This window comes from Streptomyces sp. NPDC055955 (assembly GCF_042270245.1).
Classification (GTDB): domain Bacteria; phylum Actinomycetota; class Actinomycetes; order Streptomycetales; family Streptomycetaceae; genus Streptomyces.
In genome coordinates this window covers 150,610-173,865 of record NZ_JBHJYS010000017.1, presented here as the reverse complement: position 1 = coordinate 173,865, position 23,256 = coordinate 150,610, and the positions used below count along the sequence as shown (strand labels likewise).

Sequence of the window (23,256 nt, the reverse complement as noted above, 5' to 3'; positions counted from 1 at the left end):
TGGTCAGTGCAAAAGCTAGCCCGAACTGTCGCGCGAAGCAAAGACGCAGGTCAGGGCCGATTGTCAGTGGCGTACTCCACGATGGGCACATACGGCCACTGAGCCGTCACACAGACGACAGGAGGTTCGTCATGGCTGGACACTCAGCAGCAGCCGCACGCCGGCCCCGCGCCACCGGCCCTGCACCCTCGCTGACCGGACCCGCCGCCGACGTCCACCCCGTACTCCGCCGGGCGACAGCCCCTCCCGCCGCACTCGACCTGCTCGCCCAGGCGCACACGGGACTCGACGAGGCGGCACTCCTCGAGACGCCCAACGAGCGGTACGCCACCGCCCACCTCGCCGCCCTGCGCACCGCGGCCGCCGTACTCGCCGCCCGGGGCCGCCCCGAACCCACGCCACGACGCCGCGCCCGGATACGGAGCGCCTGGGAAGTGCTCCCCGAGATCGCGCCCGAACTGACCGAGTGGAGCGCCCTGTTCGCCTCCGGCGCCACCCGCAGGGCGCGCGCCGAGGCGGGCATCCGGGGAGCGGCCGGCACCCGCGACGCGGACGACCTGCTCCGCGACGTCGCCATGTTCCTGCGCCTCGTCGAGAGGATGCTGCTGCTCCAGCCCTCACTGCCCCAGCCCAGGGCACAGGACGAGACCCCGACGGCAGGCCGGGAGGTGCCCGACGTGGGGTGACCGGACAGCTCTCACGAGGCAATAGGGTGGAGGCGCCCGAACCCTCCACCCATCGCCGTGCCGGTGGGGGAGGAACCCCCATCGCTCCGCAGCCCATGAGCCGGAGCCGCGCCGAGGAGTCACCTGTCGTGTCGGACCCGATGCGCCCCCGCGCTTCTCTCCGTACCGCCGTGGTCTGGGACGTTCTCAAGGACGCCCTCGACCGTCGCGTCAAGGCCACGGGGCGCGAGTCGCTCGACGTGCTCGACACCGGAGGCGGCAGCGGAAACTTCGCGGTGCCTGTGGCAGGCCTCGGCCACCGCGTCACCGTCGTCGACCCCAGCCCGAACGCCCTCTTCGCCCTCGAGCGCCGCGCGGCCGAGGCCGGCGTGGCCGACCGCGTGCGCGGTGTGCAGGGCGACGTCTCCGGTCTCTTCGACGTGGTCGAGCGCGACGGATACGACGTGGTCCTGTGCCACGGCGTCCTGGAGTACGTCGACGACCCGGCCGAGGGCGTCCGCAACGCGGTGGGCGCTCTGCGTTCCGCCGGTGTTCTCAGCCTGCTCGCCGCGGGACTCGGCGGCGCCGTGCTCGCACGCGCGCTCGCCGGGCACTTCAAGGAGGCCAGGCAGGCCCTCGGCGACCCGGCGGGCCGCTGGGGCGACGGCGACCCCGTGCCGCGCCGCTTCAGCGCCGAGCAGCTCACCCAGCTCGTCGCGTCCGCGGGCGTCGAGGTCGGCGCGGTGCACGGCGTACGGGTCTTCGCCGACCTCGTGCCGGGCGTCCTCGTGGACACCGAACCGAGCGCCCTCCAGGAGCTCCTCAAGCTGGAGGCCGCGGCCGCCGAGCTGCCCGCCTTCCACGCCGTCGCCACGCAGCTGCACGTCCTCGGCGAGAAGCAGGGGACCCCGGAGGTCTGAGCGCCCCCGGTGACGCGCCGCTGATCAGGGGCGCAGCGGCGGATGGAGTACGCCACAGGCCCCCCGCTTCCGCGCCGGGCGCCGTATGATCGAGGGACACGGTCCGGCATGACGGGACGGCCGCCGGGGCATGAACGCCTCAGCGAGCCGGAGCGGCGTGGTGGTCCTGGTTGGCGAAGTTGGCGTAGAGGGGCGGGTTTCACGGGGGCGATTCCCTGCCTATCCTGAAGGGGACCCCCGGTCGCCCCGGCGACTGCACGATGAGGAGGACTCCGTGCCGCTCTCGGAGCACGAGCAGCGAATGCTCGAGCAGATGGAGCGAGCGCTGTACGCCGAAGATCCCAAGTTCGCGACAGCGCTTGAGGGAAGCGGGCTGCGTACGTACACCCGACGTCGGGTCTACCAGGCAGTCGCCGGATTCCTGGTGGGTATCGCGCTCCTCATGGCCGGAATGGTCGCAAAGCAGATCTGGATCAGCGTGGTGGGGTTCCTCGTCATGCTGGGCTGCGCGGTCCTTGCCATGACCGCATGGCGCAAAGCGCCCAAGCCCGGTGAACAGCCGGCTGCCGGAGCAGCGCCAGGAGCGCCGCCGACCGCGCGGCGACAGGGCAAGAAGCACCGGTCGATGATGGACCGGATCGAGAAGCGCTGGCAGCGGCGCCGAGACGAACAGGGCGGCCAGGGCGGCCGTTGAGCCCCCGCCGGACGAGGTCCTCACGGGATCAGCAGTCCTTTGGGAAACAGATGTAGCCGAGGGGTGACCACTCACGGGTGGTCACCCCTCAGGCGTGTCCGCTCGTCTGCGTATCCGCGATCCGGCGCCTGCGCGGGCCGGCCTGTCCGCGCAGGCGTGGCCGCTTGTGCGGGAGGGGCGCGGCCCGCACCCTCCCCGCTGTCAGCCCTCCTGGCCGGAAGGCCGCCGCGCCCGCCGCAGGAGCGTCGGCGTCCGGGCCGTCCAGCGGGAGCCGAGCTCCGCCCAGTGCTGCGAAAGGCTCCACACCACTCGTACGGCCGAGCGCGGTGCGAGCGTCGCCCGCCACCGGCCCGGGCGGCTCGCCTTGGCGTGCAGGCCCTGCTCGAGGCGGCGCACATCGTCCCCGAGACCCGCCGTCGGCTGCGGCCTCGGCGCGTAGAGCACCTGCTCCACCGCGGCCGCCACCCGATGCACGGAGTCCGCGGCCGCCTGATCGAGCTCTCCGACGCGGACGATCCGCGCCGCCGCCTTCCGGGGCGTCTGTGAATCGTCCGGTGCGATGCCGTGGTCCCACGCCGTATCGGTCACTTCCAGCCATGCCGCGAGGGTGCGGGCCGCCGCGTCCCCGTCCGTGCGGCCGGACGAGCCGAGCCGCACGGCCCGTACCCGCCGCCGCCACAGCATCGGCGACAGCGGCACGAGCACCAGCAACAGCACGCCCAGCGTGACGAGGGCGATCGTGCCGAGGGGCGGGCCGTCGCCGCCGGACGCGCCGATCACCGCCGGCGCCGTGTTCGAGCAGCCTTCCAGCTTCCGCTCGGCCGCCGGGCAGTTGTCCGACGCGGAAGGCTGACCGGCCGACGGCTGGGACGAGGCGGCCTCGCTGGGCGCCGCCGGGTTGCTCGGGTTGCCCGCCGGGGTGTCGTCACGCGTGTAGTCGGGCGCCGTGCCGCGGTTCGGCGTCGGCTCGAAGCGGGTCCAGCCCACGCCCTCGAAGTACAGCTCGGGCCACGCGTGCGCGTCCCGCAGGCCGACCGACATCCGGCCGTCCGCCTGCGGAGAGCCCGGGGTGAAGCCCACCGCCACCCGCGCCGGGATCCCCAGCGTCCTGGCCATCGCGGCCATCGAGAAGGAGAAGTGGACGCAGAAGCCCTCCTTGTCCTTCAGGAAACGGGCGATGGCCGAGGAGCCGCTGCCGGGCCGGACCTCCGTGTTGTACGTGAAGCCGCCGCTCACGGCGAAGTAGTCCTGGAGTTTCACGGCCCGCTGGTAGTCATTCGCCGCGCCCTCGGTGACCCGCAGCGCCGTCTTCTCGACGATCTCCGGCAGCGACGACGGCACCTTGGTGAACTCCCGCCGCAGCTCGCTCGGCGCCGCGGGAGCGTTCGCCAGCTGCTCCGCCGTCGGCTGGACGATCAGGCTCTCGACGCTGTACCTCTTGCCGCGCGTGGTCTGCTCGTGGTCGCCGACGAGGGTCCGGCCCACCGGCTCGTACCGCCAGCGCCCCGAGATGTCGACCTTCGTCGCCGGGTAGGGGAGCGGCAGCCAGTCCTGGGCGTACCAGCCGGCCGCCGCGATGTTCGTGCGGATCTCCGTCCTGCGGACGTCCGCGCCGAGACCGCGGGGGCTCGGGAACGGCGAGGGCACGTCGATGATGCTGCGCTTGGCGGGCCGCCAGGTCGTCCCGTCGAACTCGTCGAGGGAGACGATCCGCAGATAGAGGTCCTGGGTGTCCTTCGAGTTCGTGCGGTACGACATCACCTCCCGGTCCTCCGGCTGGTTCAGGCTGTTCTGGAGGGAGACCAGGGGGTTCACGGCGGAGATGGTGCCGCCGCCCCCGGAGCCCACGCCCGCGCCCGTACCCGTCGGGCCGAGCAGGCCGCCGTTCAGCGCGGGCAGGGCGAGCGGCACCACCAGGGCGATGCCGAGCGCGAGCGCGCCGATGCGGCGGCCGGTGCGGATCGGGGCCACGGCGTCGGCCGTGCTCTCGGCCGGGCCGCCCGCGCGGCCCGGCGAGCGGGCCGTACCGCCGAAGACGCGTCCCCACTGCGAGAGCCGGTCCCGGCCCTCGGCGAGGAGCAGCATCAGATAGCCGCCGGCGGCGAGCAGGAACCAGAGCCAGTCCGCGGAGCCGTGGGAGAGGCCCGCCGCGACCGAGTACAGGGCGAGCAGCGGCAGCCCGGCGGGCGCCGCGCTGCGGAACGTCACCGCGAGCGCGTCCACCGCGAGGCCGATCACCAGGACGCCGCCCACCAGCATCAGCCGGATCCCGTCGGACAGCGGCGCGGGGATCGCGAACCGGCTCACGTCCTCGCCGCCCGCCTGGAGCAGTTCCCCGAAGTGACGGAACGCCTCCGGGCCCGGCAGCACCCCGCCGATCGCCTGCGCGTTCGCGAACAGCAGGGTGAGCAGCATCAGCGTCACGAGCGCCTGCACGGCCACCGTGAGCGGCCGCGCGAGAGGCACGCGCCGGGTCAGTGCGCCCACCCCGGCCTGGACGACCAGCAGGAACGCGGCCTGGAAGATCCAGGTCGCCAGATCGACCAGCGGCAGCAGAGCGCACGCCGCCATGAAAGTGGCCGCCGTCGCACACAGCGTCAGCCGAGCGCCTCCACTCATGAACGCGCCTTTCCCCCAGTGACATCACGCATGATCAAGAACCCCACCCCGTCACCGCCGGTCCGCTCTCCGCGCCGGTGGACGCCCGGTGGCGGTCGGCGTCGCGCCACAGGTCGGTCAGGGAGGCGCCGGGCGGGACCGCGAGGGCCGACCAGCCCGCCTCGCGCAGCATCCGCAGCCGCTCCTCGCAGCGCTCCGAAGGGGCACCGCGCGTCCAGGTCTCGCTGTCGAGCACGAAGGCGACGGCGCCGCCGGTGCGCTGCCGCATCCGGGCGGCGACCGCGGTCTGCTCCTCGTCGAGATCGCCGAAGAAGGCCACCAGCAGCCCCTCGTTCCCCCCGCGCAGCACGTCGTACGCGCGCGAGAGCCCCGAGCCGTCCGAGTGGTCGACGACGGCGAGCGTGTCCATCATCAGTCCTGCCGCGTCCGCCGACTCCTGGCTGGCACCGGCGAACCCGTCGGCCCCCTCGCCCGGCACCGAATTGCCCGTATCGGTCAACAGGCGTACGGAGAAGCCCCGTTCGAGCATGTGGAACAGCGTCGACGCCGTGCCCGACACCGCCCACTCGAAGGCCGAGTCGGGACCCGCGCCCCGGAAGGCGAGGCGCCGGGTGTCGAGGAGCACCGTGCAGCGGGCGCGCTGCGGCTGCTCCTCGCGGCGCACCATCAGCTCGCCGTAGCGCGCGGTCGAGCGCCAGTGCACGCGGCGCAGGTCGTCCCCGTAGCGGTACCCGCGCGGGATCACGTCGTCCTCGCCGGCCAGGGCCAGCGAGCGGTTCCGCCCGTCGCCGTATCCCTTGGCCTCGCCGGTCAGCCGCACCGCGGGCAGCGGCTCCACGCGCGGGACGACCGTGAGGGTGTCGTACGTGGAGAAGGAACGGGACAGCTCGCACAGGCCGAACGGGTCCGTCAGGCGCAGCTGGAGCGGGCCGAGCGGATAGCGGCCCCGCAGGTCCGAGCGCACGCGGTACGACACCTCGCGGCGCCCGCCCGCCTCCACCCGGTCCAGGACGAAGCGGGGGCGCGGCCCGAGCACGTACGGCACCCGGTCCTGGAGCATCAGCAGGCCCGTGGGCAGCCGCGAGACATTGTCCAAGCGGAGATGAACGCGGGCCTCGCTGCCCGCGGGCACGCGCGCGGGGGACAGCCGCCGGCTGCCCGCGACCCGGTAGCGCGTGCGGTAGAGCACGAACGCGCAGACCAGCGGCAGCACGGCGAGCAGCAGTCCGACCCGCAGGAGGTCGCTCTGCCCCAGGACGTACGCGCAGATCGCGGCCGCCACCCCGGCGGCCAGGAACGAACGTCCTCGGGTGGTCAGCCCCGAGAGCGCGACCCGAAGGCCGCCCTTGTCGTCGTCACCCCCGAAGCCTCCCCCCTCGGCCATCACAGCCTCCGGGCGCCGGGCGGCTGCTGGCCGTATATCGGGGACCCGTGGCCCGAGACGGCCGGGACCGACGTGTGCTGGAGGATCTCCAGGACGACCTGCTCGGACGTGCGCCGGTTCAGCTGGGCCTGCGCCGTGGGCAGCAGGCGGTGCGCGAGGACCTGCACGGCGAGCGCCTGCACGTCGTCGGGCAGCGCGTACTCACGCCCGCTCAGCGCCGCGGATGCCTTCGCCGCGCGCAGCAGATGCAGCGTGGCGCGCGGCGAGGCGCCGAGTCTGAGGTCGGGGTGGCTGCGTGTGGCGGCGACCAGGTCGACCGCGTACCGCCGCACCGAGTCGGCCACGTGGACCGAGCGGACGGCGTCGACGAGCTTCACGATGTCGTGGGCGTGCGCCACCGGCTGGAGGTCGTCCAGAGGGGAGGCCCCGCCGTGGATGTCGAGCATCTGCAGCTCGGCCTCCGGGCTCGGGTAGCCGATCGACACCCGGGCCATGAAGCGGTCGCGCTGCGCCTCGGGCAGCGGGTACGTGCCCTCCATCTCGACCGGGTTCTGCGTGGCCACCACCATGAAGGGGCTGGGCAGCTCGTACGTCTGCCCGTCGATGGTGACCTGGCGCTCCTCCATGGACTCCAGGAGCGCCGACTGCGTCTTCGGGGACGCGCGGTTGATCTCGTCGCCGATCACGATCTGCGCGAAGATCGCGCCCGGCTTGAACTCGAAGTCCCGCCGCTGCTGGTCCCAGATGGAGACACCGGTGATGTCCGACGGCAGCAGGTCGGGCGTGAACTGGATGCGACGCACCGAGCAGTCGATGGACTTGGCGAGCGCCTTCGCCAGCATGGTCTTGCCGACGCCCGGCACATCCTCGATGAGCAGGTGCCCCTCGGCCAGGAGCACCGTCAGCGAAAGCCGTACGACCTCCGGCTTGCCCTCGATCACACCCTCCACCGACCTGCGGACTCGCTCCACGGTGGTGGTCAGATCAGTGAGGCTCGCTCGATCGTCATAGGTCGTCACCCGGCCCTCCTCGGCCCGTACTTTCCGGGCCGACGCTCTTGGCTGCGGACCGGCCCACCCCGAAACACGGACACCACGCGCGAGCCGTTCCGTTCTCTCGCGCGGGGTGCCTCACCGCATTCTTGTTGCCGTTACCGGTTCGTGTCACTCGACTGTGGATAACTGGCAGCGATATGTCGGGGCTTACGACCTTTTGAGAGCATGGTCGAGTCCGTGACTCAGACGGGCCGGATCTCCCGCAGCCGACCCGACTTCACGTCGAAGACGAAGCCGCGTACGTCGTCGGTGTGCAGCAGGAAGGGCGAGGTGCGCACCTTCTGGATGGACTGGCGCACGTCCTGGTCGACATCGCGGAACCCCTCGACGGCCCAGGTCGGGCGCTGACCGACCTCCATCTCCAGGTCGTGCCGGAAGTCCTCGGAGAGTCCTTCCAGGCCACAGCCCGAGTGGTGGATCAGCACCACGCTGCGGGTGCCGAGCGCCCGCTGGCTGATGGTCAGCGAGCGGATGACGTCGTCGGTGACGACGCCGCCCGCGTTGCGGATGGTGTGGCAGTCGCCCAGCTCGAGGCCCAGGGCGGCGTGGAGGTCGAGTCGCGCGTCCATGCAGGCCACCACGGCCACCTGCAGGACGGGACGGGCGTCCATGCCCGGGTCGGTGAAAGCCTCGGCGTAGCGCTGGTTCGCCTCGACGAGGCGGTCGGTCACGGTGCCGTCGGCACCTATGGCGCTTTCGGACTCAGCAGGGAGGGATGCGGAAGTCGTCATAGCTATGACGGTAATGGTCACTCCTGGCGCAAGCCCGCTGTGAGAGCGGACAAAGAACGCCATCGGGGCTTGTTGTGAGGTAACCCACAGGGGCGGCTCCGGCTCGCCCGTACGGGTGAATTCTCCTGGTCCGCGGCATCGCGAGGGGGCGGCGCGCGGCGCGCAGGCCGGTTGATTGACCGGGCGACAGCGTGGACTAAAGTGACGCGGAAACCCCAGGAAACACCGAAGATCCCGGCACTTCACCGGACTCTTCACCACGTGCGCGACGGGCACCCCGGCGGTGCGTGGGCGCCGCGCCGGAACTGAGAGGGCCCCTTGAGCCAGACCCGACATGTCCCGGTGATGCTCCAGCGCTGCCTGGACCTGTTGGCCCCGGCCCTCGCCGAGCCGGGTGCGGTGGTCGTCGACTGCACGCTCGGCCTCGGCGGACACAGCGAAGCCCTCCTCTCCACGTTCCCCTCCTGCCGCCTCGTCGCTCTCGACCGCGACAAGGAGGCCCTGCGCCTGTCCGGTGAGCGCCTCGCCCCCTTCGGCGACCGCGCCACCCTCGTGCACGCCGTCTACGACGAACTCCCCGAGGTCCTCGACCGCCTCGGCATCCCGCGCGTCCAGGGCGTCCTCTTCGACCTGGGTGTCTCCTCCATGCAGCTCGACGAGGCCGACCGCGGCTTCGCCTACGCGCAGGACGCGCCGCTCGACATGCGTATGGACCAGACGACCGGAATGAGCGCCGCCGAGGTGCTCAACACGTACCCCCCGGGCGAACTGGTGCGGATCCTGCGCGCGTACGGCGAGGAGAAGCAGGCCAAGCGGATCGTCTCGGCGGTCGTGCGTGAGCGCGAGAAGGAGCCGTTCAGCAACAGCGCCCGGCTCGTGGAACTGATCCGCGACGCGCTGCCGCAGGCGGCCAAGCGCACGGGCGGCAACCCTGCCAAGCGCACCTTCCAGGCTCTGCGCATCGAGGTGAACGGTGAGCTCAGTGTCCTGGAGCGGGCCATTCCGGCCGCCGTGCAGGCGCTCGCCGTCGGCGGACGCATCGCCGTCCTGTCGTACCACTCGCTCGAGGACCGGCTCGTGAAGCAGGTGTTCGCGGCCGGCGCCGCGACGACCGCGCCGCCCGGACTCCCGGTCGTGCCCGAGCGCTACCAGCCACGGCTCAAGCTGCTCACGCGCGGCGCCGAACTCCCCACGGAGGAAGAGGTCGCCGAGAACCGCCGGGCGGCCCCGGCGCGGCTGCGGGGTGCGCAGCGCATCCGCGAGGAGGTCGCCGGGTGAGTTCCGGGCGCGCGAGGAGGGGTCGATGAGTCCCAGGCGCGAGCTGCGGGGGAGGGCCGCGCGACTCGCGCGGCTGCTGCCCTCGGGATCCGCGGGCGGCCAGGCGGCCCGCACACCGTTCGTGCTCCTCGTCGTGCTGCTGCTCGGCGGCGGGCTGATCACGCTCCTGATGCTGAACTCGGCGCTCAACGAAGGGTCGTTCAGGCTGAACGACCTCAAGAAGCAGACGACCGACCTCACCGATGAGGAGCAGGCGCTCCAGCGCGACGTCGACGCCTACGCGGCCCCCGACGCCCTCCAGCGCCGCGCCCGCGAGCTCGGCATGGTCCCCGGCGGTGACCCGGCCTTCCTCGACCCCGACGGCACCGTGCGCGGCGTCCCCGGCGCGGCAGTCGCGGCCCCCTCCGCACTGTGGCGGCCGACGCCGCCCTCGCCCGAGGCCGCCGGCCCGACCCCGAGTCCCTCGCCGACCCCGTCCGCGACCCCCAAGGTCACGCCGAATCCCACGTCCTCGCAGGTGACACCCGCGCCCTCGACCTCCGGCAGGTGACGGAATGACCGACAGGGAGCCCCCGCGACGCCGGGTCCCAGCCCCCGCGAGGCCCGCGAGGAACGGCCGCCCCGCCGCCTCCCGGCGCCCGAACCCCGGCCCCAGGCGCCCGCGTCCGGCCCCCGCCAAGGCGCCCGCCGCCCTGCGCCTCGGCAGTCCGCGCCCCCGGCTGCGCATGGTCAGCCTCGGTCTCACCCTCGTTCTCGTCGCCTTCGTCGTACGCCTGCTCCAGGTGCAGGCCGTCGACGCCAGCGCGTACGCGGCCAAGGCCGAACAGCACCGGTACGTCGAGCACGTCCTCGCGGCCGAGCGCGGCGGGATCACGGACCGCAGCGGGGTCGCGCTCGCCACCAGCGTGGACGCGTACGACATCACGGCCGACCCCACGATGTTCCGGCCGGCGGACACCGCGGCCGCCACGAACTCCACGGCGCCGGTGGTGCCGCGGGACGCGCCCGAGCAGGCCGCGGCGCTCCTCGCCCCGATCCTCGGCGCGGACGCCGACGTGCTCGCGAAGAAGCTGCGGACCCCCAGGACGCGCTACGTCCTGCTGGCACGCCGCCAGACCCCCCAGGTCTGGAGGCAGATCAAGGACCTCAAGAGCACGCTCTCCGAGAAGGCGGACCGGGAGAAGTCGGCGAGCGTCATCGCCGGAGTCTTCGCCGACCCCAGCAGCAAGCGCGTGTACCCGAACGGCGATCTGGCCGCCGGGATACTGGGCTGGGTCAACGCCGACGGCAAGGGCGGCGGCGGTATCGAGCAGCAGCTGAACAAGGATCTGGCGGGCAAGCCCGGCAAGATCAAGTACGCCCAGTCCGGCGGACGTCAGGTACCCACGGCCGGCAGCGACGAGCAGCCCGCCGTGCCCGGTTCACAGGTCGAGCTCACCATCGACCGCGACATCCAGTGGGCCGCGCAGAAGGCCATCACCGACCAGGTGAAGAAGTCAGGGGCGGACCGCGGCTACGTGATGGTGCAGGACACCAGGACCGGCGAGGTCCTGGCGATGGCCAACGCGCCGGGCTTCGACCCCAACGACCTCTCGCAGGCCAACGCCACCGCCATGGGCAACGCCGCGCTCCAGGACGCGTACGAGCCCGGCTCCACCGCGAAGGTCATGTCGATGGCAGCCGTCCTGGAGGAGAACGCGGCAACCCCCGACACGCATGTCACGGTGCCCAACCGACTGCACCGCGGCGACCGGCTCTTCCAGGACGATGTCGACCACCCCACCTGGCATCTCACGCTGAACGGCGTGCTCGCCAAGTCCAGCAACATCGGCACCATCCTGGCGGCGGGCCAGCTCGGCAAGACCCAGCCCCAGGCGAACCGGGTGCTCTCGTCGTACCTGCGCAAGTTCGGCATCGGCCGCCCCACCGGGCTCGGCTTCCCGGGCGAGACCCCGGGCATCCTGGCCCCCGCCGACAAGTGGTCGACCTCGCAGCAGTACACGATCCCTTTCGGCCAGGGTTTCTCCATCAACGCGATGCAGGCCGCCTCCGTCTACTCGACCATCGCCAACGGCGGCGTACGCGTGGAGCCCACCCTCGTCCGCGGCACCAAGGGACCCGACGGCAGGTTCACCCCGGCCCCAAGTCCCAAGAAGAACAGGGTCGTCAGCGCGAAAACGGCCAAGACGGTCGCGCAGATGCTCGAGTCCGTCGTGGACGACGAGGAGGGCACCGGCGCCAAGGCGCGCATCCCCGGGTACCGCGTCGCCGGCAAGACCGGCACCGCCAACCGAGTCGATCCGGCCACCGGCAGGTACAAGGGGTACACGTCGTCGTTCGCCGGTTTCGCCCCCGCCGACAAGCCCCGCGTCACCGTCTACTGCGCGATCCAGAACGCGACCAAGGGCGGCTACTTCGGCGGCCAGATCTGTGGCCCGATCTACAAGCAGGTCATGGAGTTCGCCCTCAAGACGCTCCAGGTGCCGCCCACCGGCGCCGAGCCCGCCCGGCTGCCCGTCAGCTTCCAGCCCTGATCCGAGCCCGAGCCCCGAGAGTGACCAGGTACAGCCCGTGACAACGATCACCCCGGACCCCGGGAACCAGCCCGCGCCACGCCCCTCGCTTCGCTCCATGGGGGGTGCGCCCGGTACGCTCACCGCCGTGCCACACGCTGATCAGTCCCTAAACACCCAGAAGGGCGTTCCCGTGACATATCCGGGACCGCCGCGACCGGTGCAGGTCACCGCGACACGACTTGCCGATCTCGCAGATCAGCTGGGTGTCCCCGCGCCCGAAGAGCCCTCGGCGTCGACGGGGAGCACCGGCATCACGCACGACTCGCGCGCCGTGCGCCCCGGCGACATCTACGCGGCCCTGCCCGGCGCCCGCTTCCACGGCGCCGACTTCGCCGCCCAGGCCGCGAGCCTCGGCGCCGTCGCGGCCCTCACCGACCCGTCGGGCGCCGAGCGCGTCGCGGCGGCCGGTCTGCCGGCCCTCGTCGTGGACGACCCACGCGGCCGGATGGGAGAGCTGGCGGCCACGATCTACGGCCACCCCGGCCGCGATCTGCTCCAGATCGGCATCACGGGCACGTCCGGCAAGACCACGACGGCCTACCTCATCGAGGGCGGGCTGCGCACGATGCACAGCACCGGACTCATCGGCACCGTCGAGATGCGCATCGGTGACGAGCGCATCAAGTCGGAGCGCACCACCCCCGAAGCCACCGACCTCCAGGCGCTGTTCGCGGTGATGCGCGAGCGCGGTGTGGACGCGGTCGCGATGGAGGTCTCCAGCCACGCCCTCGTGCTCGGCCGGGTCGACGGCTGCGTCTTCGACGTGGCGGTCTTCAACAACCTCAGCCCGGAACACATGGAGTTCCACTCCGACATGGAGGACTACTTCCGGGCCAAGGCGCAGCTCTTCACTCGTGCACGCAGCAAACAGGGCGTCGTGAACTACGACGACGAGTACGGCCGCCGGCTGATCGACGAGTCCGAAGTACCCGTCGTGACCTTCTCCGCCGAGGGCCACCCGGACGCCGACTGGCGCGCCGAGGACGTCGAGGTCGGCCCGTTCGACTCCACCTTCGTGGCCGTCGGCCCCAAGGGCGAGCGGATCACCGCCAAGTCCCCGCTGGCCGGGCCGTTCAACGTGGCCAACGCGCTCGCCGCGATCGTCGCCCTCGCCGTCGCGGGCATCGACCCGCACCAGGCCGCCGACGGTGTCGCCGCAGTGCCGGGCGTCCCCGGCCGCCTGGAGCGCGTCGACGAGGGCCAGCCCTATCTCGCCGTCGTCGACTACGCGCACAAGACCGACGCCGTCGAGTCCGTGCTGCGCGCGCTGCGCAAGGTGACGGAGAACAAGCTCCACATCGTGCTCGGCTGCGGCGGCGACCGTGACACGACCAAGCGGATGCCGATGGGCGCCGCCGCCGCCCGGCTCGCCGACACCGCCGTACTGACATCGGACAACCCGCGTTCCGAGGACCCCCTCGCGATCCTCGCCACGATGCTCGCGGGCGCCGCCGAGGTGCCTGCCCACGAGCGCGCCGAGGTGCAGGTCTTCGAGGACAGGGCGGCGGCCATCGCCGCCGTGGTCGCCCGCGCGCAGCCGGGCGACACCGTGCTCGTCGCGGGCAAGGGCCACGAGCAGGGCCAGGACATCGCCGGGGTGGTGCGTCCCTTCGACGACCGCCTGGTGCTTCGCGAAGCTATCCAGCAAACCCAGGGATGAAGTTGTGATCGCCCTCTCCCTCGCCGAGATCGCCACAGCCGTCGGCGGGCAGACGTACGACATACCGGATCCGTCGGTCCAGGTGACCGGACCGGTCGTCATCGACTCCCGGAAGGTGACGGACGGCAGTCTGTTCGCCGCCTTCGCCGGCGAGCGCGTCGACGGCCACGACTACGCGGCCGCCGTGGTGGACGCCGGAGCCGCCGCCGTACTCGCCTCACGCCCGGTCGGGGTGCCCGCCATCGTTGTCGACGACGTGCAGGCCGCCCTCGGCGCGCTGGCGCGCACCGTCGTCGAACGGCTCGGCGCCACCCTCGTCGCGCTCACCGGCTCCGCCGGCAAGACCAGCACCAAGGACCTGATCGCCCAGGTCCTGCGCCGCAAGGCGCCGACGGTCTTCACGCCGGGCTCGTTCAACAACGAGATCGGCCTGCCGCTGACCGCGCTGAGCGCCACCGACGACACCCGCTACCTCGTCCTGGAGATGGGCGCCCGCGGCAAGGGTCACATCCGGTACCTCACCGGTCTGACCCCGCCGAGGATCGGCGTCGTCCTCAACGTCGGCACCGCGCACATCGGCGAGTTCGGCGGCCGCGAGCAGATCGCCGAGGCCAAGGGCGAGCTGGTCGAGAGCCTGCCGGCCGACGGCACCGCGATCCTCAACGCGGACGACCCCCTGGTCCGCGCGATGGCCTCCCGCACCAAGGCGAGGGTGCTGCTCTTCGGAGAGGGCCCCGACGCCGAGGTACGCGCCGAGAATGTCCGTCTCACGGAGAACGGACAGCCTTCCTTCAGCCTTCGCACACCCTCCGGGTGCAGCGACGTGACCTTGCGCCTGTACGGTGAGCACCACGTGTCGAACGCGCTCGCCGCGGCCGCCGTCGCCCATGACCTTGGCATGTCCGTGGAGGAGATCGCCCTCGCGCTCTCCGAGGCGGGCACACTGTCCCGCTGGCGTATGGAGGTCACCGAGCGCCCGGACGGCGTGACGGTCGTCAACGACGCCTACAACGCGAACCCCGAGTCCATGCGAGCCGCTCTGCGAGCGCTTGCAGCGATGGGCAGAGGGCGCCGTACATGGGCGGTGCTCGGTCAGATGGCCGAGCTCGGGGACGAGGCGCTGGCCGAGCACGACGCGGTCGGACGGCTTGCCGTCCGACTCAACGTCAGCAAGCTCGTGGCAGTCGGGGGCAGGGAAGCGTCCTGGCTGCAACTGGGCGCCTATAACGAGGGTTCGTGGGGTGAGGAGTCGGTGCACGTGTCCGACGCACAGGCGGCTGTCGACCTGTTGCGCAGCGAGCTGCGCCCGGGTGACGTCGTGCTCGTGAAGGCCTCCAGGTCGGTGGGCCTGGAGAGCGTCGCGCAGGCGCTGCTCGCCGTCGACGGCGACAACGTGGGCGAGGTTGCTGCCCGATGATGAAGCAGATCCTCTTCGCGGGTGTGATCGGGCTCTTCCTGACCCTGATCGGGACGCCCCTGCTGATCAAGCTCCTTGCGCGCAAGGGCTATGGCCAGTACATCCGTGACGACGGCCCGCGCGAGCACCACGCCAAGCGCGGTACGCCGACGATGGGTGGTATCGCCTTCATCCTGGCGACGTTCATCGCGTACTTCATGAGCAAGATCATCACCGGTGCCACGCCGACCCTGTCGGGCCTGCTGGTGCTCGGTCTGATGGGCGGCATGGGCCTGGTCGGCTTCCTCGACGACTACATCAAGATCGTCAAGCGTCGCTCGCTCGGCCTGCGGGCCAAGGCGAAGATGGCCGGACAGCTGACCGTCGGTATCGCCTTCGCGGTGCTCTCACTCCAGTTCGCCGACAACCGCGGCAACACCCCTGCCTCCACGAAGCTCTCCTTCGTGCAGGACTTCGGCTGGACGATCGGCCCGGTCCTGTTCGTGGTCTGGGCGCTGTTCATGATCCTCGCGATGTCGAACGGCGTGAACCTCACGGACGGCCTCGACGGCCTCGCCACCGGCGCCTCCGTGATGGTCTTCGGCGCGTACACCTTCATCGGCGTCTGGCAGTTCCAGGAGTCCTGCGCCAACGCGCAGACCCTCACCAACCCCGCCGCCTGTTTCGAGGTCAGAGACCCACTCGACCTGGCGGTCGTCGCGTCGGCCCTGATGGGCGCCTGCTTCGGCTTCCTCTGGTGGAACACCTCGCCCGCGAAGATCTTCATGGGTGACACCGGCTCCCTCGCGCTCGGCGGCGCCCTCGCGGGTCTGGCCATCTGCTCCCGCACGGAGTTCCTGCTCGCCCTGCTCGGCGGCCTGTTCGTCCTGATCACCATGTCCGTGGTCATCCAGGTCGGCTCCTTCCGGCTCACCGGCAAGCGCGTCTTCCGCATGGCACCACTGCAACACCACTTCGAACTCAAGGGCTGGTCCGAAGTCCTTGTGGTGGTCCGCTTCTGGATCATCCAGGGCATGTGCGTGATCGTCGGACTCGGCCTCTTCTACGCGGGATGGGCAGCCGACAAGTGACCACTGCGTCCGACTGGCAGAACAAGCGGATCACCGTCGCCGGACTCGGCGTGAGCGGCATCAGCGCCGCCCGCGCCCTGGCCGGCCTCGGCGCGTCGGTCACGGTCGTGGACGGCGGCGACAGCGAGACGCACCGCGCCAGGGCGGCCGAGCTCGCGCAGCTCGGCGTCGCGGCCCGCCTCGGGGACGCCGACACGCTCCCCGAAGGCACCGAGCTCGTCGTCACGTCACCGGGCTGGAAGCCCTCGTCCCCGCTCTTCGCGGCGGCGGCCGAGGCGGGCGTGGACGTCGTCGGGGACGTGGAGATCGCCTGGCGCCTGCGCGGCCCCGGCGCCGCCCCCTGGCTCGCCATCACGGGCACCAACGGCAAGACCACCACCACACAGATGCTCGCGTCGATCCTGGAGGCGGCGGGCCTGCGCACGGCGGCCGTCGGCAACATCGGTACGCCGATCATCGACGTCGTGCTCGAAGGCGACGACGCCTACGACGTGTTCGCCGTCGAGCTCTCCTCGTACCAGCTCCACTGGGCGCCTTCGCTGCGCGCCCACTCCGCGACGGTCCTCAACCTCGCGCCCGACCACCTCGACTGGCACGGCTCCATGGAGGCGTACGCCGCCGACAAGGGCCGTATCTACGAGGGCAATCAGGTCGCCTGCGTCTACAACGCCGATGCCACCGACAAGCCGTCGACCGAGGACCTGGTCCGCGAGGCCGACGTCGAGGAGGGCTGCCGCGCGATCGGCTTCACCCTCGGCACGCCCGGCCCGTCCCAACTCGGCGTCGTGGACGGCATCCTGGTCGACCGGGCCTTCGTCGACAACCGGCACAAGAACGCCCAGGAACTCGCCGAGGTCGCGGACGTCAACCCGCCCGCCCCGCACAACATCGCCAACGCCCTCGCGGCCGCCGCCCTCGCGCGCGCCTTCGGCGTCGAGCCTGCCGCCGTACGCAACGGACTACGCGCCTTCACACCCGACGCGCACCGCATCGCGCACGTCGCCGACGTCGACGGCGTCGCGTACGTCGACGACTCCAAGGCGACCAACACCCATGCCGCGGAAGCCTCCTTGGCCGCCTACGAGTCGATCGTGTGGATCGCCGGAGGGCTCGCCAAGGGCGCGGTCTTCGACGAGCTCGTCACCAAGTCCGCGAAGCGGCTTCGCGGGGTCGTCCTGTTCGGCCAGGACCGCGCGCTGATCCGGGAAGCCCTCGCGCGACACGCCCCTGAAGTCCCGGTGGTCGACCTCGACCGGACCGACACTGGTGCGATGTCGCAGGCGGTCCAGGAGGCCGCGCGGCTCGCCCGGCCGGGGGACACCGTGCTGATGGCCCCGGCCTGTGCGTCGATGGACATGTTCACCAACTACAACAAGCGTGGCGACGCGTTCGCGGAAGCGGTCCGCGAACTCGGCTCCACGAGCGTCTGACGGGGGCCTTCGGGTGCCCGGTGACGCCGGGCACCCTCGGGAGGGGATCGTGGCAGCGTCATCGTCGTACAGCGGTGGGGTGCGCTGATGCCCGGCAGCAGCGCGCGGGCGGCCCGGCGGCCCCCGGCGGCGCGTCCCCCGAAGAAACCGGCCCGCCCGGCCCGCGTCAGCCCCGTACGACGCCTCTACACCCAGGCCCGCCGCGCCTGGGACCGCCCTCTGACCGCGTACTACCTCATCCTCGGCTCCAGCCTCCTGATCACCGTGCTCGGCCTGGTGATGGTCTACTCGGCCTCGATGATCACGGCGCTGCAGAACGGGCTGCCCAGTTCGTACTACTTCCGCAAGCAGTTCCTCGCGGCGACGATCGGCGGGGCCCTGCTGTTCGCGGCCATGCGGATGCCGGTGAAGCTGCACCGCGCGCTGGCCTACCCGCTGCTCGCCGTCAGCGTCTTCCTGATGGTCCTCGTGCAGGTGCCGGGGATAGGGGTCTCCATCGGAGGCAACCAGAACTGGATCTCGCTGGGCGGCCCCTTCATGCTCCAGCCCAGCGAGTTCGGGAAGCTGGCCCTCGTCCTGTGGGGCGCCGACCTCATGGCGCGCAAGCACGACAAGCGGCTGCTGACCCAGTGGAAACACATGCTGGTGCCGCTCGTCCCGGTGGCCTTCCTGCTGCTCGGACTGATCATGCTCGGCGGCGACATGGGCACGGCGATCCTGCTCACCGCCATCCTCTTCGGACTGCTCTGGCTGGCCGGGGCGCCCACCCGCCTGTTCGTCGGCGTGCTCTCCGTCGCGGCAGCCATCGGCGCCTTCCTCATCAAGACCAGCCCCAACCGCATGGCGCGCCTGTCCTGTCTCGGTTCCACCGACGCGGGCCCCGACGACATCTGCTGGCAGGGACTGCACGGCATCTACGCCCTCGCCTCGGGCGGATTCTTCGGATCCGGACTCGGGGCAAGTGTGGAAAAATGGGGCCAACTCCCCGAAGCGCACACCGACTTCATCTTCGCCATCACCGGTGAGGAACTGGGCCTTGCGGGGACGCTGTCGGTGCTCGCCCTGTACGCGGCTCTAGGCTATGCGGGTATCCGCGTGGCCGGACGCACGGAGGACCCCTTCGTGAGGTACGCCGCGGGTGGCGTGACCACCTGGATCACGGCCCAGGCCGTGGTCAACCTCGGTGCGGTGCTCGGTCTCCTGCCGATCGCCGGTGTCCCGCTCCCGCTGTTCTCGTACGGGGGGTCTGCGTTGCTGCCGACCATGTTCGCCGTAGGACTTCTGATCGCGTTCGCGCGGGACGAACCCGCGGCGCGGGCGGCCCTGGCCATGCGGCAGCCTCGGATGAGATGGAACACGATGCGACGGCGCGCCACGGCGCGTACGTCCGGAGAGCGGTGAATTTCGGTGCATGTCGTACTCGCCGGCGGGGGGACCGCCGGCCACATCGAGCCCGCGCTCGCCCTCGCGGACGCCCTGCGCAGGCAGGACCCGACCGTGGGCATCACGGCCCTCGGTACGGAGAAGGGGCTCGAGACGCGGCTCGTACCCGAGCGCGGATACGAACTCGCGCTGATCCCCGCCGTACCGCTGCCGCGCAAACCGACCCCTGAACTGATCACCGTCCCGGGCCGGCTGCGCGGCACCATCAAGGCCGCCGAGCAGGTCCTGGAGCGCACCAACGCGGACTGCGTCGTCGGCTTCGGCGGCTACGTCGCCCTGCCCGGTTACCTCGCGGCCAAGCGCCTCGGTGTGCCGATCGTCGTCCACGAGGCCAACGCCCGCCCCGGACTCGCCAACAAGATCGGTTCGCGCTACGCCGCGGGCGTCGCGGTCTCCACGCCCGACAGCAAGCTGCGCGGCGCCCGTTACGTCGGCATCCCGCTGCGCCGCACCATCGCCACGCTCGACCGGGCGCGCGTACGGCCCGAGGCGCGCGCCGCCTTCGGCCTCGACCCGAACCTTCCGACGCTGCTCGTCTCCGGCGGTTCCCAGGGCGCGCGCCGCCTCAACGAGGTCGTCCAGCGGGTCGCTCCGCTGCTCCAGCAGTCCGGCATCCAGATCCTGCACGTCGTCGGCCCCAAGAACGAACTGCCGCACGTCCAGCAGATGCCGGGGATGCCCCCGTACATCCCGGTACCGTACGTGGACCGGATGGACCTCGCGTACGCCGCGGCCGACATGATGCTCTGCCGCGCGGGCGCGATGACCGTCGCCGAACTCTCCGCCGTCGGGCTCCCCGCCGCCTACGTCCCGCTGCCCATCGGCAACGGCGAACAGCGGCTCAACGCCCAACCGGTGGTCAAGGCCGGCGGCGGACTGCTGGTCGACGACGCGGAACTGACGCCCGAGTGGATCATGGGCAATGTCCTGCCCGTGCTCGGCGACCCGCACCGGCTGTACGAGATGTCCCGCGCCGCCTCCGAGTTCGGCCGCCGGGACGCCGACGAGCTGCTCGTCGGCATGGTGCGTGAGGCGATCGCCTCACGCCACCGCCAATAACACACCGGCGAGTGAGGCGAAGGGGCGTGCCGGTGTCGAGAGGTCGAGCGCGCGCGGGTCCGAAGGGCTGAGCGCGCCCGGGCCCCCGACACCGGCCGAGGCGCCCCCGAGGTGAACCGAGCCAGGACAGGGAGTGCGCGTGGCCGGACCGACGACCGCAGACCGCGGTGAGCGGCACAAGTCGAAGTCCGGCCCGCCCCGGCCTCCACGTGGCCTCCGCCTGCGCCTGCCGCGCCCGCGCGTCCTGATCGTGACCGGGGTCGCGCTCCTGCTCGGCGCCGCCGCCGGCTGGCTCCTGTACGGCTCTCAGTGGCTGAGGGTGGAGCGCGTCACGACCTCGGGGACCAGGATTCTGACGCCCGCTCAAGTGCGCGCGGCCGCCGCCGTTCCGGTCGGCGCCCCGCTGATTTCCGTCGACACGGATGACATCGAGGACCGACTTCGCCGGAAATTGCCCCGGATCGACTCGGTCGAGGCCGTGCGTTCCTGGCCGCACGGAATCGGATTGAAAGTGACCGAACGCGAGCCGGTCCTGATTGTCGAAAACGGCACAAACGGTAAAAACGGCGAAAGTCGCGAAGGTGACCCCAAGGCGGGCAAGTTCGTCGAAATTGACGCCAAGGGTGTCCGTTTCGCGACCGTTCAGAAGGCCCCCCGTGGCGTTCCCCGACTGGAATTGACGCCGAATCAGTCGGGCGCCGCCGCAAGTCTCCGACGCTTCGGCCCCGACCGTCTGGTGCGCGAGGCGGTCCGCGTCGCGGGCGATCTGCCCCCGGCCGTGGCCCGTGACACCCGCGCGGTCAGGGTCCGTTCGTACGACGACGTGTCCCTGGAGCTGAGCGGTGGCCGCACCGTCGCATGGGGGAGCGGCGAGAAGGGCGACACCAAGGCGACCACCCTCACCGCCCTCATGAAAGCCGCCCCGAAGGCACGGCACTTCGACGTAAGTGTCCCCACCGCCCCTGCGTCATCGGGGAGTTGACGCACATCAGCGCAGGCCAGCACCCTGGTTGGGCACTGCTACGGCTGATCACATAGGGTGAAAAGAAAAACGGGAGGTTCGGCGTGTTCGTTGAACGTGCGCCACTTGTCGACTTAGTGTCCTGTTCGGAAGAGTCCAGGGAACAGGCACACTGGTAACCCTAAACTTCAGCGTTAGGGTTCGGGTCGGCAGACAAGTAGTCCGGGCCGCCCCAATTCGGCATCAGTCGTCGCAACGTACCAATGCGAGGCGGCGACACGTAACTCGAGGCGAGAGGCCTTCGACGTGGCAGCACCGCAGAACTACCTCGCAGTCATCAAAGTCATCGGTGTCGGCGGCGGTGGTGTCAATGCCATCAACCGGATGATCGAGGTCGGTCTCAAGGGCGTCGAGTTCATCGCCATCAACACCGACGCGCAAGCCCTGTTGATGAGCGACGCGGACGTCAAGCTCGACGTCGGCCGTGAACTCACCCGCGGACTCGGCGCCGGAGCCAATCCGGCCGTCGGACGCAAGGCGGCCGAGGATCACCGCGAGGAGATCGAGGAGGTCCTCAAGGGGGCCGACATGGTCTTCGTCACCGCCGGCGAAGGCGGTGGCACCGGCACCGGCGGCGCACCTGTCGTCGCCAACATCGCGCGCTCGCTGGGTGCCCTGACGATCGGTGTGGTCACCCGGCCGTTCACCTTCGAGGGCCGGCGCCGCGCGAACCAGGCGGAGGACGGCATCGCCGAGCTCCGCGAAGAGGTCGACACCCTCATCGTCATCCCCAACGACCGTCTCCTGTCCATCTCGGACCGGCAGGTCTCCGTCCTCGACGCCTTCAAGTCGGCCGACCAGGTCCTCCTGTCCGGTGTCCAGGGCATCACCGACCTGATCACCACCCCCGGCCTGATCAACCTCGACTTCGCCGACGTCAAGTCGGTCATGTCCGAGGCCGGTTCGGCGCTCATGGGCATCGGCTCGGCCCGCGGCGACGACCGCGCGGTGGCCGCCGCGGAGATGGCGATCTCCTCGCCGCTCCTCGAGGCCTCCATCGACGGCGCACGCGGCGTGCTGCTCTCCATCTCCGGCGGCTCCGACCTCGGTCTCTTCGAGATCAACGAGGCGGCGCAGCTGGTCAGTGAGGCCGCGCACCCCGAGGCCAACATCATCTTCGGTGCCGTCATCGACGACGCCCTGGGTGACGAGGTGCGGGTCACCGTCATCGCGGCCGGCTTCGACGGCGGACAGCCGCCGTCCAAGCGGGACAACGTGATCGGCGGCGCGTCCGCCAAGCGCGAGGAGCCGGCGCCGCGAGCCACCACCGAGGCCCGTCCGTCCTTCGGCAGCCTCGGCAGCGTCACCCCGCGCGACGAGCCGAAGGTTGTGGAGCCCGTCGAGGTCGCCCCGGCGAACGAGATGCCGTCCGCCCCGGTCGCCCAGCCCCAGATTCCGCCGGCCCGTCCCTACCAGGACAGCCAGGTCGAAGAGCTGGACGTGCCGGACTTCCTGAAGTGACCGGCACAAGTGACCTGCAGAAGTGACCTCCTGAAGTGATAGGACAGCGCGACCACGTGAGCGGCGCCCACTTCGCCTTCACCGACCGGTGGGGCGGGGTGAGCGCCGCTCCGTACGAGGAGCTCAACCTCGGCGGCGCGGTCGGCGACGACCCGGCCGCCGTCCACGCCAACCGCAGCAGCGCGGCGCGGTCGCTCGGCCTCGATCCGGCGCACGTGGTCTGGATGAACCAGGTGCACGGCCCGGACGTTGCGGTGGTGGACGCACCCTGGGGTCCGGCCGCCGACATCCCCTCCGTCGACGCGATCGTCACCACACGGCGCGGACTCGCTCTCGCGGTGCTCACCGCGGACTGCACACCGGTCCTGCTCGCCGACCCCGTCGCCGGAATCGCCGCCGCCGCCCACGCCGGACGTCCCGGCATGGTCGCCGGAGTCGTCCCCGCGGCGGTCGAGGCGATGGTGGGGCTCGGCGCCGAACCCGCCCGCATCGTGGCCCGCACCGGCCCCGCCGTCTGCGGGAAGTGCTACGAGGTGCCGGACGTGATGCGCGCCGAGGTGGCCGCCGTGGAACCCGCGGCGTACGCCGAAACCAGCTGGGGCACCCCCGCCGTCGATGTGACCGCCGGAGTGCATGCCCAGTTGGAGCGGCTCGGGGTGCGTGACCGGCAGCAGTCGCCGGTGTGCACCCTGGAGTCGCACGACCACTTCTCGTACCGCCGCGACCGCACCACCGGTCGGCTCGCTGGCTATGTCTGGCTGGACTGATGGGAC

Annotated in this window: 19 protein-coding genes; 15 read left to right on the top strand and 4 right to left on the bottom strand. The window is 71.3% G+C overall.

The genetic code is table 11. The features are described 5' to 3' along the window. Nucleotides 1-131 precede the first annotated feature (131 nt). From ACFC96_RS30345 to ACFC96_RS30335, 3 genes are all read left to right on the top strand, one after another. Nucleotides 132-686: an SAV_6107 family HEPN domain-containing protein gene (locus ACFC96_RS30345; protein ID WP_376258706.1), complete on the top strand. Its 555-nt coding sequence runs from the start codon at nucleotides 132-134 to the stop codon at nucleotides 684-686. Between the two features lie 128 nt (nucleotides 687-814). Further along, entirely contained in the window at nucleotides 815-1,585 is a 771-nt protein-coding gene (locus tag ACFC96_RS30340) for a methyltransferase (protein WP_376258704.1), read from the top strand. 274 nt (nucleotides 1,586-1,859) lie between these two features. Then, nucleotides 1,860-2,279 (top strand): DUF3040 domain-containing protein, encoded by a 420-nt coding sequence (locus ACFC96_RS30335; RefSeq protein WP_227294242.1) that lies wholly within the window; start codon nucleotides 1,860-1,862, stop codon nucleotides 2,277-2,279. 201 nt (nucleotides 2,280-2,480) lie between these two features. Here the strand turns inward: ACFC96_RS30335 and ACFC96_RS30330 are convergent, their stop codons facing one another. From ACFC96_RS30330 to ACFC96_RS30315, 4 genes are all read right to left on the bottom strand, one after another. Then, on the bottom strand, nucleotides 2,481-4,898 hold the full coding sequence (locus ACFC96_RS30330; protein WP_376615097.1) for a DUF3488 and DUF4129 domain-containing transglutaminase family protein: 2,418 nt from the start codon (nucleotides 4,896-4,898) through the stop codon (nucleotides 2,481-2,483). Between the two features lie 34 nt (nucleotides 4,899-4,932). Next, entirely contained in the window at nucleotides 4,933-6,282 is a 1,350-nt protein-coding gene (locus ACFC96_RS30325; RefSeq protein WP_376615095.1) for a DUF58 domain-containing protein, read from the bottom strand. Then, nucleotides 6,282-7,301: an AAA family ATPase gene (locus ACFC96_RS30320; RefSeq protein ID WP_376258696.1), complete on the bottom strand. Its 1,020-nt coding sequence runs from the start codon at nucleotides 7,299-7,301 to the stop codon at nucleotides 6,282-6,284. The genes ACFC96_RS30325 and ACFC96_RS30320 overlap by 1 nt, the downstream gene beginning before the upstream one ends. 218 nt (nucleotides 7,302-7,519) lie before the next feature. Beyond that, on the bottom strand, nucleotides 7,520-8,131 hold the full coding sequence (locus ACFC96_RS30315) for a beta-class carbonic anhydrase (RefSeq protein ID WP_376258694.1): 612 nt from the start codon (nucleotides 8,129-8,131) through the stop codon (nucleotides 7,520-7,522). A gap of 255 nt (nucleotides 8,132-8,386) precedes the next feature. On the opposite strand from ACFC96_RS30315, the gene rsmH reads away from it, so the two are divergent. The 12 genes from rsmH to pgeF all read left to right on the top strand — a co-directional run bounded on the left by rsmH (nucleotide 8,387) and on the right by pgeF (nucleotide 23,250). Then, nucleotides 8,387-9,346, top strand: coding sequence for a 16S rRNA (cytosine(1402)-N(4))-methyltransferase RsmH (gene rsmH, locus ACFC96_RS30310; protein ID WP_376258692.1), 960 nt, complete (start codon nucleotides 8,387-8,389; stop codon nucleotides 9,344-9,346). Between the two features lie 25 nt (nucleotides 9,347-9,371). Next, nucleotides 9,372-9,896, top strand: coding sequence for a hypothetical protein (locus tag ACFC96_RS30305; RefSeq protein ID WP_376615093.1), 525 nt, complete (start codon nucleotides 9,372-9,374; stop codon nucleotides 9,894-9,896). Nucleotides 9,897-9,900: 4 nt separating this feature from the next. Further along, nucleotides 9,901-11,880 carry a peptidoglycan D,D-transpeptidase FtsI family protein gene (locus tag ACFC96_RS30300; protein ID WP_376615091.1) on the top strand — a complete coding sequence of 660 codons (1,980 nt, stop codon included), beginning with the start codon at nucleotides 9,901-9,903 and terminating at the stop codon, nucleotides 11,878-11,880. Nucleotides 11,881-11,917: 37 nt separating this feature from the next. Then, nucleotides 11,918-13,582: a UDP-N-acetylmuramoyl-L-alanyl-D-glutamate--2,6-diaminopimelate ligase gene (locus ACFC96_RS30295; RefSeq protein ID WP_376615089.1), complete on the top strand. Its 1,665-nt coding sequence runs from the start codon at nucleotides 11,918-11,920 to the stop codon at nucleotides 13,580-13,582. Between the two features lie 4 nt (nucleotides 13,583-13,586). Beyond that, the gene (gene murF / locus ACFC96_RS30290) at nucleotides 13,587-14,999 is read left to right on the top strand and encodes a UDP-N-acetylmuramoyl-tripeptide--D-alanyl-D-alanine ligase (protein WP_376258684.1); all 1,413 of its coding nucleotides are present in this window, start codon (nucleotides 13,587-13,589) and stop codon (nucleotides 14,997-14,999) included. Next, on the top strand, nucleotides 14,996-16,069 hold the full coding sequence (mraY, locus tag ACFC96_RS30285) for a phospho-N-acetylmuramoyl-pentapeptide-transferase (protein WP_376258682.1): 1,074 nt from the start codon (nucleotides 14,996-14,998) through the stop codon (nucleotides 16,067-16,069). The genes murF and mraY overlap by 4 nt, the downstream gene beginning before the upstream one ends. Then, a complete protein-coding gene (gene murD, locus ACFC96_RS30280; RefSeq protein ID WP_376615087.1) occupies nucleotides 16,051-17,499 on the top strand; it encodes a UDP-N-acetylmuramoyl-L-alanine--D-glutamate ligase in 1,449 nt (482 codons plus the stop codon). Before mraY ends, murD begins: the two co-directional genes overlap by 19 nt. Nucleotides 17,500-17,586: 87 nt before the next feature. Then, nucleotides 17,587-18,900 (top strand): putative lipid II flippase FtsW, encoded by a 1,314-nt coding sequence (ftsW, locus tag ACFC96_RS30275; RefSeq protein WP_376258678.1) that lies wholly within the window; start codon nucleotides 17,587-17,589, stop codon nucleotides 18,898-18,900. A 6-nt stretch (nucleotides 18,901-18,906) separates the two neighbouring features. Then, nucleotides 18,907-20,001 carry an undecaprenyldiphospho-muramoylpentapeptide beta-N-acetylglucosaminyltransferase gene (gene murG / locus ACFC96_RS30270; protein ID WP_376258676.1) on the top strand — a complete coding sequence of 365 codons (1,095 nt, stop codon included), beginning with the start codon at nucleotides 18,907-18,909 and terminating at the stop codon, nucleotides 19,999-20,001. 139 nt (nucleotides 20,002-20,140) lie between these two features. Beyond that, nucleotides 20,141-20,983, top strand: coding sequence for a cell division protein FtsQ/DivIB (locus ACFC96_RS30265; protein ID WP_376615085.1), 843 nt, complete (start codon nucleotides 20,141-20,143; stop codon nucleotides 20,981-20,983). Between the two features lie 285 nt (nucleotides 20,984-21,268). Beyond that, complete coding sequence (gene ftsZ, locus ACFC96_RS30260; RefSeq protein WP_376615083.1) at nucleotides 21,269-22,483, top strand: cell division protein FtsZ; 1,215 nt, start codon at nucleotides 21,269-21,271, stop codon at nucleotides 22,481-22,483. A 35-nt stretch (nucleotides 22,484-22,518) separates the two neighbouring features. Next, nucleotides 22,519-23,250, top strand: a complete 732-nt coding sequence (pgeF, locus tag ACFC96_RS30255) for a peptidoglycan editing factor PgeF (protein ID WP_376258669.1) — start codon at nucleotides 22,519-22,521, stop codon at nucleotides 23,248-23,250. The last annotated feature ends 6 nt before the right edge of the window (nucleotides 23,251-23,256 follow it).